This window comes from Streptomyces sp. NPDC002276 (assembly GCF_053891435.1).
This window is the reverse complement of record NZ_JBSFCQ010000007.1, coordinates 347,345-358,818: the sequence shown is the minus strand read 5'-3', so window position 1 is coordinate 358,818 and position 11,474 is coordinate 347,345. Positions and strand designations below refer to the sequence as shown.

General features: G+C 67.8%; 12 protein-coding genes. 5 read left to right on the top strand and 7 right to left on the bottom strand.

The window, feature by feature from the left end:
* Nucleotides 1-26: 26 nt before the first annotated feature.
* From phzG to ACWIHT_RS20705, 7 genes are read right to left on the bottom strand one after another with little or no spacing between them, the layout of a single operon-like run.
* Nucleotides 27-674, bottom strand: coding sequence for a phenazine biosynthesis FMN-dependent oxidase PhzG (gene phzG, locus ACWIHT_RS20735; RefSeq protein ID WP_456169594.1), 648 nt, complete (start codon nucleotides 672-674; stop codon nucleotides 27-29).
* A 14-nt stretch (nucleotides 675-688) separates the two neighbouring features.
* Complete coding sequence (locus tag ACWIHT_RS20730; RefSeq protein WP_456169593.1) at nucleotides 689-1,525, bottom strand: PhzF family phenazine biosynthesis protein; 837 nt, start codon at nucleotides 1,523-1,525, stop codon at nucleotides 689-691.
* The gene (locus ACWIHT_RS20725; RefSeq protein WP_456169591.1) at nucleotides 1,522-1,875 is read right to left on the bottom strand and encodes a hypothetical protein; all 354 of its coding nucleotides are present in this window, start codon (nucleotides 1,873-1,875) and stop codon (nucleotides 1,522-1,524) included. The genes ACWIHT_RS20730 and ACWIHT_RS20725 overlap by 4 nt, the downstream gene beginning before the upstream one ends.
* The gene (locus tag ACWIHT_RS20720) at nucleotides 1,872-3,737 is read right to left on the bottom strand and encodes an anthranilate synthase family protein (protein ID WP_456169590.1); all 1,866 of its coding nucleotides are present in this window, start codon (nucleotides 3,735-3,737) and stop codon (nucleotides 1,872-1,874) included. Before ACWIHT_RS20720 ends, ACWIHT_RS20725 begins: the two co-directional genes overlap by 4 nt.
* On the bottom strand, nucleotides 3,734-4,357 hold the full coding sequence (locus tag ACWIHT_RS20715) for an isochorismatase family protein (protein WP_456169589.1): 624 nt from the start codon (nucleotides 4,355-4,357) through the stop codon (nucleotides 3,734-3,736). Before ACWIHT_RS20715 ends, ACWIHT_RS20720 begins: the two co-directional genes overlap by 4 nt.
* A 23-nt stretch (nucleotides 4,358-4,380) precedes the next feature.
* Complete coding sequence (locus tag ACWIHT_RS20710) at nucleotides 4,381-5,547, bottom strand: 3-deoxy-7-phosphoheptulonate synthase (protein ID WP_456169588.1); 1,167 nt, start codon at nucleotides 5,545-5,547, stop codon at nucleotides 4,381-4,383.
* A gap of 46 nt (nucleotides 5,548-5,593) precedes the next feature.
* Nucleotides 5,594-6,196 (bottom strand): PhzA/PhzB family protein, encoded by a 603-nt coding sequence (locus tag ACWIHT_RS20705; protein WP_456169587.1) that lies wholly within the window; start codon nucleotides 6,194-6,196, stop codon nucleotides 5,594-5,596.
* A 677-nt stretch (nucleotides 6,197-6,873) separates the two neighbouring features.
* Between ACWIHT_RS20705 and ACWIHT_RS20700 the strand changes: the two genes are divergently transcribed.
* The 5 genes from ACWIHT_RS20700 (at nucleotide 6,874) to ACWIHT_RS20680 (ending at nucleotide 11,258) form a co-directional block, all read left to right on the top strand.
* Nucleotides 6,874-8,232 (top strand): FAD-dependent oxidoreductase, encoded by a 1,359-nt coding sequence (locus ACWIHT_RS20700; RefSeq protein WP_456169586.1) that lies wholly within the window; start codon nucleotides 6,874-6,876, stop codon nucleotides 8,230-8,232.
* A 13-nt stretch (nucleotides 8,233-8,245) separates the two neighbouring features.
* Nucleotides 8,246-9,355: a hypothetical protein gene (locus ACWIHT_RS20695; RefSeq protein WP_456169585.1), complete on the top strand. Its 1,110-nt coding sequence runs from the start codon at nucleotides 8,246-8,248 to the stop codon at nucleotides 9,353-9,355.
* A 192-nt stretch (nucleotides 9,356-9,547) separates the two neighbouring features.
* Nucleotides 9,548-10,411 (top strand): oxidoreductase, encoded by an 864-nt coding sequence (locus ACWIHT_RS20690; RefSeq protein ID WP_456169583.1) that lies wholly within the window; start codon nucleotides 9,548-9,550, stop codon nucleotides 10,409-10,411.
* A gap of 62 nt (nucleotides 10,412-10,473) precedes the next feature.
* Nucleotides 10,474-10,803, top strand: coding sequence for an OB-fold protein (locus ACWIHT_RS20685; RefSeq protein WP_456169582.1), 330 nt, complete (start codon nucleotides 10,474-10,476; stop codon nucleotides 10,801-10,803).
* A gap of 128 nt (nucleotides 10,804-10,931) precedes the next feature.
* Nucleotides 10,932-11,258: a hypothetical protein gene (locus ACWIHT_RS20680; protein ID WP_456169581.1), complete on the top strand. Its 327-nt coding sequence runs from the start codon at nucleotides 10,932-10,934 to the stop codon at nucleotides 11,256-11,258.
* The last annotated feature ends 216 nt before the right edge of the window (nucleotides 11,259-11,474 follow it).

Sequence of the window (11,474 nt, the reverse complement as noted above, 5' to 3'; positions counted from 1 at the left end):
CATTGCGGCGATCGAGAGAGCGGGGACTACGGCTGTAGTCGGCTCGTACGCCACTCAAGGGAGTCGCGGTCGTAGCGGAGCCTGCGGTGCAGCCGGTCCGAGCTCGCGCTCCAGAATTCGACGACGGCGGGCTGTAGTCGGTATCCGACGAAGAACTCCGGCCGGGGCTGGGGCTCCCCGGTCAGTTCCAGGCCGCGTGCCCTGGCGCGCAGCGCCTCGACCTCCGCCAGGTCCTCCAGTGGCTCACTCTGCTGAGTGACCGTCGACATGGCGTGCAACGGAGTCGCCCGCGCGGACCACAGGGCGTCCGACTCGGCGTCGGGCAGGAGTACGACGGGACCGGAGAGAATGATCTGCTGACCGGTCTCCCTCCAGTACAGCAGGCCCGACGCCCAGCCCGTAGCGGCGAGTTCGCGTCCTTTCTGGCTACAGCTGTGGCTGGTGAACACCAGACCGAGGTCGGTGACCTCGGTGATGGCGACGACCCGGTTGGAGGCGCGGCCGCTGGAGTCCGCGGTGGCCAGCGCCAGCGCGGTGGGCTCGCGGACCCCGCTTTCCCGTGCCTCGGAAATCCAGTCGCGCACCAGCTGGAGAGGTTCCGACGGCGGCTCGTCGTACTCGGGGAAAGGGAGGTCGACCTTTCCGCTGAGGGACTCGAATTCACTTGCGTCCATGAAAGGCTCCCCCGTCAGACATTGATTGTTCCCTCGGCGATCACGACGGCGTGCCCGCCGACGTGAACGGAGTGAATTGATTCGCCGACTCCCTCGGCGGTCGCCCTCATGACCGACGGGCGTCCCATTTCCACGCCCTGGGTGATTCGGATCTCCTGCCCGTACTCGGCGAATCCGTGCCTGGCCAGGTGAATCGCGAGCGGCCCGGCGGCGGAACCGGTCGCCGCGTCCTCGACCACGCCGTAGGCGGGGGAGAACATCCGCGTCCGCCAGCCCCCGTCCGCCTCGGCGAAGCAGTTGGCGGCCATGTCGGGGAAGCGGGAGAGGGCGCGATGATCCGGGTGGAGCGCGGAGAGCGCCTCGACGTCGCTCAACCCCACGAACACGTGCCGCGGGCCGTTGCGGTAGATCTCGACCGGGGCCGTCGACGACCCGACCCCGAGTGCGGCCAGGAGGTCCGTGGCGTGGTCGTAGGGCTTCCAACTCGGGACCGGCTGTTCCATCCGGACCCACGCGGCGCCGTCGCGGGTGCCCAGCTCGCACGGGATGACACCCATCGCGGTCTCCAGCCGCAGCCTGTCGCGGCTCCAGGCCCGGCCGAGCGCGAAGGCCGTGCCGAGCATCGGGTGCCCGGCGAACGGCAGTTCGTTCACCGGGGTGAAGATCCTGATCCGTGCGTCGCCGCCCTGCTCGGCCGGCAGGACGAAGGTGACCTCGGAGAGGTTCATCTCCTTGGCGATGCGTTGCATCGTCCCGCCGGTCAGGTCCTCGCTGTCGAAGAAGACGGCGACCGGGTTGCCCAGCAGCGGCTCGCTGGCAAAAGCGTCCACGACTGTGTATCGGTGCATCATCGGCGCTCCACGGCTTGTGCTGATGTCGAGGGCCCGGCGGAGAAGGCGAGGCCGAGCGGATCGATCCCCTCGGCCACCGCCGCCACGTCGAAGCTCGCGCGCTGGTCGGGTGCGTAACCGATCAGCTCGGCCGCCCGGTTGGGGGGCAGCGGCTGATCCGCCGGAACGTCCGGATCCCACCACATGACCGCGCCCCAACGGCCGCGTTCACGGTCGGCGATCCACAGCTTCAGGCGCAGTCCCTCGACCTCGCGCCACGGCTCGACCGAGCCGTCACGGAGATCCTGCTCCAGGGATTCGACGGTCTGGTGGGACCTGGCCAGGTCCCACCAGACGACAGTCACCCTCATCGGCCGAGCACCCCCTGTATCGCCTCTCGGATGATGCGCGGGCCGTCGACGGTGAGCACCGACTCGGCGTGGAACTGAACCGACGCGAAGCCCGGCCCGCGCAGCGCGTTCACCTCGCCGGTCTCCCGGTCCCGGCTCACCTCGACCACCCCGATCCCTTCGACGGTTCGCCTGCACACCGCGCTGTGCGCGGCGAACGTGTTGTAGAAGCCCACGCGTTCGCGCACGCCGAACAGTTCGATCTCCCGCTGCACACCCTGGTTGGGTACCTCGCGGCGGTGCAGGTCGAGGCCGAGCCTCGTGCTGAGTACCTGATGGCTCAGGCATACGGCGAGCATCGGCCGGCGACTCGCCAGCGCGGTGTCGATCGACTGCCGCAGCTTGGCGATCTTGGGGTGGGAGGTCATCCGCGGATCTCCCGGACCGGGACCGAACACCGTCAGGTCGTGGGCCGCCACGTCGTACGGCTCGTCGAAGCGGCGGACCTCCACGCACAACCCCAGTGACCGCAACTGCTGGTCGAGCATCGCGGTGAAGGTGTCCTCCGCGTCCACGACCAGTGCCGTCATACCGTCCAGCGGGGCCCCGGCCGGCGGGCGGTCGCCCTTGTCCCGGAGCCAGAAACCCGCGATCCCGTCGTTACGGCGATCAAGCGCGGCGCGGACCTCCGGGTCGGCCGCGTAGCCGGACGCGTGCTCGGACTTGAGCGCGTTGAGCAGGGTCGCCAGCTTGATGCGGGTCTCGGAGACCTCGGCCATCGGGTCGGAGTGGCGCACCAGTGTGGCCCCCACGGAAATGTTCATCCGTCCGCCGGGATCGATGTCGGCCGTCCGGATCAGGATCGCCGAGTCGAGTGTCTGCTGCCCGGCCGCGTCCCGTCCGATCAGCGCGGCGACCCCGCTGTAGTAGGCGCGTCCCTTCGGCTCGTAGCGCGAGATGACCTTGGCGGCGCTCTCCAGCGGGCTCCCGGTGACGGTCGGGGCGAACATCGTCTCGTGCAGGACCTCACGCACATCGCGGCCCGTCCTGCCCTCGATCAGGTATTCGGTGTGCGCCAGCCGCGCCATCTCCTTCAGATACGGCCCGTGGACGCGCCCCCCGTCGTCGCACAGCCGGGCCATCATCTTCAGTTCCTCGTCGAGGACCATGTAGAGCTCGTCGGTCTCCTTGGTGTCGGCGAGGAACTCCATGACCCCCTGCAAGGTGGGGCCGCCGGACGGATACCGGTACGTGCCGCTGATCGGGTTCATGACGGCCGTGCCGCCGGTGAGCGAGACATGGCGTTCTGGTGTCGCACCGACCAGGGTGTTGCGGCCGGTGTGGATGACGAAGGTCCAGTAGGCCCTCTCCTCGCGCTCCAACAGCCGCCGGAAGAACGACAGGGCGCTGTGCAGGGAGTAGTCGCCGATGTCAGCGACGAACGAGCGCTTCATCACGAAGTTGGCACCCTCACCGGTGCCGATCTCCTCGGTCACGATCCGACGCACCATCCGCGCATAGGCGGCGTCGTCCACGTCGAAGTGACCGCCGGTCAATTCCGTCGGGACCTGCGGGAAGCGGGCCAGCGCCTCGGCGACCGGCACCGTGTCGCGAGCGGTGAGGCTCATCGCGAGCAGGGGCGTGGCGTCGTCCCGCGCGGCGAAGCCCCGGTCGGCCAGCTGCCGGTAGGGGACGAGCACCAGCGTGTCGAGCGCGGGCCCCGGCCCGGAGTCGTCGGCCAGCGGGATGTCGTCCAGCGACTTGTACTCGGTCACCCGACCGGTCAGGACGTCCAGCGTGCCGGGGGAGCCGCTCTCGGGACGGTGGATGATCGCGAAGGCGGGCAGTTCCAGCGCGAGAACCTGCTCCAGCAGGGCGCTCATGCCAGCACGTCCTCGGTTCGGACCACCATGGCGCAGCACCGTGCCGCGTATTCGAGGGTCATTTCGTGGTGGGCTTCCGAGAAGTCGCCGAGCGCGTTGGCGACCAGGAAGGGCTGGACGTCGTGGGAGAAGGCGTCCAAAGCGGTCGACAGCACACCGATATGCGCGTAGACGCCGCAAATGATCAACTGGTCGCGCCGCAGCGCGCGCATGCGGTGTAGCAGTTCCGACCCGAAGAACGCGCTGTAGCGCCATTTCGTGCTCACCCAGTCGTCCGCGTCGGGTGCGAGTTCGGGAACGACCGCGCGTTCGGTCTCGTCGGTGCGCATGCCAGGGCCCCAGAAGTCCTTCAGGAGCCCCCGTTGCCGGTCCGTCATCCCGCCGGGCTGGGCGGTGTACGCCACCGGCACCCCCAGCGCTCCGCAGCGCTTCTTGAGGTCGGCGATGTTGGTCACCAGTTCGCCGCGCATGCCTTCCTCGAAGGGCCTGAGGAAATAGCTCTGCATGTCGTGGACGAGGAGCACCGCCCGATCCGGGTCGACGGTCCAGCGCACGGTGTTCTCCGGCAGCGCGTCCCTCAGCGGCAGTCCGTAAGGCGCGATCGGCGGTATTCCCGTCATCAAAGGCTCCCTCTCTAGGAATCTCAGTACTCGGACCACGCCGAGACCACCTTGATGGCCTGGGGGGTGTTGAGTCGCGGGTCGCACAAGCTGGTGACGGGGCCCGAACCCAGCTCGGCCGGGTCCAGTACGCACTCGGTCACGTCGTCGGGGGTCGCCTCAAGGTGCAGCCCCCCGGCCGGAACCCCCGCCAGGTCCAGGACCCGCCGGAAGCCGCGGACCTCACGGGCGACGGTTTCCACGAGCCGGTACTTGGTGCCGTCGGCCGCGCAGTCGGTGTTCCCGTGCATCGGGTCGCTGAGCCAGACCACCGGGTGCCCGGCCGACCGCACCGCCCCGACGAGCCGGGGCAGCCTGGCGGCGACGAGGTCGGCGCCCATGCGCACGATGAGTGAGAGCCGGCCCGCCTCCCGCTCCGGGTCCAACCGGTCGCACAGCTCGACGATCTCGCCGACCGTCATGGACGGACCGACCTTGCAGGCAACCGGGTTGGCCACCTCGGCGAGCAGCGCGACGTGCGGGCCGTCGATCTGCCGGGTCCGCTCACCGATCCACGGCCAGTGGGTGGAGCCGAGCAGGTGCCGGCCGTCGTCCAGCTCTCGGAGCATCGACAACTCGTAGTCCAGGAGCAGCGCTTCATGGCTGGTCCAGACAACAGGCCCGGCAGGCCGAGGTGTCGACCCGACCCACCCGAGCCGCGTCGTGATCTCCCGCGCCGCCATGTAGCCCGTGAGCATGCGCAGCGGATCGGGACGCCTGCTCTCGTGGGTGGGCTCCGGCCCGTTGATCATGTGCCCGAAGAAGGACGGCAGCTCGTCGTCGCCGATCTTCTCGACCCGGCTGGAGCGGGGCTTGGAGAACTGCCCCGCGATCCGCCCGACCCGCAGTGTCCGCCTGCCGGTGGCGGTCTCCAGGTTCTGGGCGAGCAGATCGATGAGTCCGGTCTTGCCCTGAATATGCCCGGCGGTGCACTCGGCCGGGTCCTCCGCACAATCCCCGGCCTGCAACACGTGCATCTCGCCGGCGGCGACGCGGGCCAGCTGGGAGCGGAGGCTCTCGACCTGCGTCGCGGTCACCAGCGGTGTGACGGATGACAGCATCGCCCGTACGAGCTCGACCTGTGCGGGACTGTCCCATTCGGGCTGATGGCGCGCCTGGGCCCTATCGATGTCGGCAAGGATGTTTCCCATAACGACCTGCTCCATTGATTGAGAAGAAGACGCCCGGTGAAAGGCGTCAGGTCGGTATGTCGGCCCGCTTGACCTGAGGGACGGCGATGCCCAGAGCCCTGAACTGCTGGCAGGGGTTCATGAACTCGCGCTGGCGCTTGATCTTCCCGTTCTCGAACAGGAAGGAGTGCAGGAAGTGATTGCGGTAGTGGCCGTCCGGATAGTCGGGGAAGCGGATCGTTCCCTCGCCGTCGCATTCGACCCAGAACTGGTTGGGGTCCTGCGTGTCGAAGATCTCGACGTTCGTCCAGACCCAGTCGGGGAAGCACTTGAGCGACCATTGGCCGTGGTCACCCAGCCGGTCCCGGCCCGTGATGACGATCGGCTGCCCGGTTTCGGTCGTCCAGAGACCACCGGTGCCGTCCTCCGTGAACAGAAGGTGCCGACGCAGGCGATCCTCGCCGCGGGTATTCATGTACTGCCGCACGATCTCACGGTTGCTCGCCCGCAGTTCCGCGTCTCCGCGGGACCGTGACAACGTATCGGTGGTTTCAGCGGATCCGGTGATGTCAACCATTGGCTCTTCCTCCAGTGCCGAAACAAAGCGGGATCGCCGCGCGCACAGGGGCAGCCAAAACCAGGCATGACGACGTCGAAAGAGCACAGTCATGCACTGGTTCAAGAGATTTCTGGTGAGCCCCCGTCCCGCGCTCGGCGGGTAGACGAAATCTTGTTCATGCCCCGGCTGCTTGGGGAAGCCGGTAACCGCTGTCTGACCGAAAAATTCCAGCCGGTATCACCGTCTGACGAATCTGCTCCATGGCGGACGTGAATCCGCCCGAGCACGCGCAACACGATCTTGCGGCTGCGGGCCGGTGAGCCGTGTCCGGCGTGACGATTCGTCCGCTGCGGCGGTGTGAGTGCACCGACTGTGCCGGTGGACGGAACCCGGAGTGTTCGACCGGGTCCCCCCGATCCTGTCCGCGGAGTCGAACGCGGCCCGGCGGATCGACTGGACGCGTGCCTGCGCGGACTCCTCCCACGTGCGGGCGAACACCACCTGAGCCGGCACGTCCCATGCGAGCCGACCCGGCGCGCCCCGCCACCCGCCGGCCCGCACTCCTGTCCCCTGGCCGCCGCCACGCGCCGGACCCTCGCGTCCGCCGTGAATTTCGGCCACGCGAGCCGCGCTCGATGGAACGAACAAGTCAATACCGCGCCACGTGCGGTGGCCAAACCTATGGGGCACTTATGTTCGCGATGCGCACCGCACACCTTGTTGATTTCCATATCCAAAGGATTCTGGAAACCATCAAGACACTTGCCCAATCAGAAGGGGGAATTCCGGTGAAGCGTATCGGTGAACATGCGGTGGTGCTGGGAGCGAGTATTTCGGGGCTGCTTGCCGCCCGGGTGCTCTCCGAGGCATTCGACCGGGTGACGGTGGTGGAGCGCGACCAGCTGCCGGAGGGGCAGCGGACCCAGCGGCGAGGCGTGCCGCAGGGCCGCCACGCTCACGGCCTGCTCTCCAAGGGCGCGAAGATCTTCGAGGAGCTGTTCCCCGGGATACTCGACGACTTCGTCGCCGGCGGCGCGCCCGTCATCGACGGACCCGCCGAGCTGCGCATGAGGTTGGGCGGGCACCTGTTGTGCATGGACGGCGAGTACGCCGATCTCTCCCGCACCTACCAGCCGAGCCGGCCGCATCTGGAGAGTCGGCTCCGCGCTCGGATCGGGGATCTCGCGAAGATCAAACTCATCGACGAGTGCCAGGTCACCGGCCTCGAAACCACCTCGGACAATGGCGCTGTCACCGGTGTGCGGGTCAGGTACGTGGGCAGCGGCTCCGAGGACGTGATCCCCGCCGATCTGGTGGTGGACGCGACCGGCCGCTCCGGACGGACCACCAAGTGGCTGGTCGAGATGGGATACGAGCCGCCGCTTGAGGAACGTATCGACGTCGACATCATGTACACCAGCCGGTATCTGCGGCCGGCCCCCGGCTCGATGGGCCGCGAGAAGGTCGTGATCATCGGGCACGCACCGGGGAGCCCCAAGGGCGCGGAATTCCTGGAGGAAGAGGACGGCCGCTGGGTCCTCACGCTGATCGGATACCGCGACCACCATCCGCCGACCGACCCGGCCGGGTGGGTGGAGTTCGCCAGGCCGTTGGTTCCCGACCACGTCTTCGAGGCGATCCGCGACGCCGAACCGCTCAGCGAGATCTCCGCGCACAGGTTCCCGGCGAGCGTGCGCCGTCGCTACGAGAAACTGACCCGATTCCCGCGCAGGCTGCTGGTGGTGGGCGACGCGATATCCAGCTTCAACCCCATCTACGCCCAGGGAATGACGGTGGCCTCGCTCCAGGCGATGGCGCTGCGCGACTCGCTGAGCGGTGACCTGGATCAGGTCGGGCGACGGTTCTTCCGCAAGGCCGCCAAGCCCATCGGCATCGCCTGGAAGATGGCGACCGGAAGCGACCTGGCCCTCCCTCAGATCGAAGGCCCGAGGCCACTTCCCGTGCGGCTCATCAACTCCTACATGGACAAGGTGCTCGCCGCGGCCGAAACGGACATGGTCGTGGCCGAGAAATTCCTGAAGGTCCAGTACTTGCTCGAACCGCCGACAGCAGTGTGCACCCCGGGCATCATGTGGCGCGTTCTGGCGGGAAACCGCCGGCGGCGCTCCCCGGCACACACCAGTTAATGGAGGTAACCACATGCCCCTCTCTATCGCCGACAAGATCCTTCGGCTCTCCCTGACCACGTTCCCGTTCATAGACGCGTCACAGTTCTTCCCGTCACTCTCCACGTACAAGGTGGACAGGGCCTTCGAGCTCGCCGAGTTCGAGGAGGCCATGACGCACTTCTTCCGGGGGAATCCGCTCTTCTCCAAGTGTCACCTGGTGGAGCTGACCTTCGACACCCCTGAGGATTTCCCCCTCTCGTCCTTCCAGGCACTCCTTGCGGAAAAGTACGAGAGCTTCTACGACAGCTTTCTGCTCGCCTCCGTCACCTACCGCTCCGACCCGCAGTTGCAGGGCATCTTTACCTGCATACCGTTTCCGTTGCAGGACGGATACAAGGTCTTCCGATTCCACCAGGCTCTGATGAGGACCCTGAAGACTCGGCAGGACGGCTTCCGGATCTCCGAAGGCCTCGCAGAACTGGAGATCCGGGCCGATGAGCTGGCAGCCTTCCTGCCGCCCGCCCAGACCCTGCCCTCCGGCGCGAGCAAAGAACTCCCCGTCACCTTCACCGAAGGCTCTGCGGCGCCGGTCAAGATCGGCCCCTTCATGGAAAAGATGAGGGTGGATTTCCTCGACCGGGACAGCGCGAACATGTTCGTCCTCAAGAACAGCCTTTACTCGCCGAAGCTGCCCCTTGGCAACACACTTCGGTTTCTGACGGTGCCGCGAAGCGTCATCGAGCAGAGCACGGGAATCCAGATCCGTGACTACTACCGCGCCGAGGAGCAGCGCGAGATGGACGCGCTGTCCCGTATCGAGCGGCGAGAGGACTTCATCGAAGCCGGCCAGGCCAGGATCGGGAAGATGATCGCCACGCCCGACGTCTTCGCCGTCAACAACTACGGCAACGTATCGGCGCACGACGGCTCGGACGCCGATGCGGATCAAGGCCTGCTCGTGAAGTACGAGTGGCACATGCCGCTCATCGTGCTGGGACTCACCGTGGGCGAGCGGTCCGGGCTCTCGTGGACCATCACCATTCGCGACAAGGCGTTCAACTTCGCGACGGTCCGAGCGTCCTCGCAGGGTGAATCCGCCAAGGCGGCCACCCGGAGGAATCCGGCGGCGTCCGTCGCGTGAACCGCCGGTGACGTGCGGGAACGAGGGGCCTGAGGCACGCCCGTTTTCTTGCGGTCGGGTGGCCAGGAGCGCGCACTCCTGGCCACCCGACCGCGTTCACGCCTCCGCCTCCGCCGCACATGTGGAAGCCTGCCCAACGGACGCGCCGAGCGGTCCGCAACGATGCCGCGCACAGACCCGAGAGGCCTTCGGATGAGCAAGCCCGCCCTACAGAAGTTGACCCTCGCCGACGACCTGAGCATCACTCGGATGGGATACGGCGCGATGCAGCTGACCGGTCCGGGTGTCTTCGGACCGCCCCAGGACCGCACTCGGGCGATCGCCGTGCTGCGCGCGGCGGTCGAACTCGGCGTCACCCACATCGACACCAGCGACTTCTACGGCCCGACCATCGTCAACGAACTGATCAAAGAGGCCCTGCACCCCTACCCGGCCGGGCTGCACATCGTCACCAAGGTCGGCGTCCGCCGCACCGCCGACGGCGGCTGGATCACCTCCCTGGACCCCGCCGACCTCAAGGCCCAGGTCCACGAGAACCTGCGGCACCTCGGCCTGGAGACCCTGGACGTGGTCAACCTGCGCACCGCTGCGTACGGCGGTGACGGGTCCTCCGTCGCCGAGCCCTTCGCCACCTTGGCCGACCTGCGCGAGCAGGGCCTGATCCGGCACCTCGGCCTCAGCGGGATCACCGACGCCCAGCTCACCCAGGCCCAGGCCATCGCCCCCGTGGTCACCGTGCAGAACCAGTACAACCTGGCCGACCGCGCCGACGACGACCTCGTCGACCGCTGTGCCGAGGAGAACATCGCCTACGCCGCGTTCTTCCCCCTCGGCGGCGGATTCCAGCCACTGCGGTCACGGACCCTGCGCGCCGTCGCCCGCCGCCTCGGCGCCTCCGAGCAACAGGTGGCGCTCGCCTGGCTGTTGCGGCGCTCGCCGTCGACGGTGCTGATCCCCGGCACCTCCTCCGTCGCCCACCTGCGGGAGAACATCGCCGCGGCAGACCTGCGACTGCCCGACGAGGCGATCGCCGAACTCGACACCATCGGGCAGTGACGGCAGCCGGCACGACCGCGCCCACCCATTCACCTGGACCACACCAGAGAAGGCGGCAACCAATGAAAATTCGAGACCTCCACGACGAATTCACCGCGGACCGCGCCGCCGCCGAGCGTGCCTACTACGGGAAATACCTCACTCTTGAGGGAATCTCGATCCGAACGGGCGAAAGCCAATACGGAACGCCGGTGGTGGAGGTGTCAGACGCCCCCGGCGGCCCCCACCTCGCCATCTTCGTGCTGCCGTTCGACCACCGGATCAAGGAATCATTCCGGCTCGTGCGAAACGTCCCCCTGGGCGTCACCGTCACCGTCAAGGGGGAATGCCGGGTCTTCAGCGAGGACGGAACGGTGCTGGTCATCAAGGAGTGCGAAATCCTCACGCCATGATCACGCCATGATCACCCCGTGAGTCCCTGAAGCCTGCCGACGTCCGGCTCGTGACGGTCTGCCCGGCGAGACCCCGGGCCCGCTGGAACGTCTCGCCGAGGCATCGCACCCCGCGTGATCCGCGCGGGGTGCGCCCCCCGCCTGCCGTCGGCCCCGATCCGGCACTTCCCGCCCGGCAACGGCCCTCCGAGCCCGCGGTGCGCCGCGAAGGCAGACGTCCGAAGAAGCCGCCGGCCCGCCGCCCCGGCCCACGCCACCGACCGGCTCCCGACCCAGCCCGACATCGCATCGCCGACAAGACCAGCGAGATCACCCGCCCCCAGCCGCCGCCGGACACGGTCGCCGACCTCACCGGAGCCGTGGCGACCACCGACGCCCTGCACGCACAACACCCGGCGCCGGCATCCCGCCAGGCCCACCACCGCCCCGGGCGCAGCGACCACGGCCCCGGATGACCGCAGGCCGGGCACGCCCCCGCCGCACCAAAACCCCGCGGGCGGCGGGGATGCGCGTGAATATCCACCATCCGGACGGTCGTCGGTGGAACGAGTCCGTCAATATCGCGTGATAAATATCGCTCGGATCACCGACTGCCTTTACTTGAAGAGACGCGCGGAGACGTCCGACCCGCTCGCCAACATTGACAGTGAGGACGCACGCGGGTTCGCGTC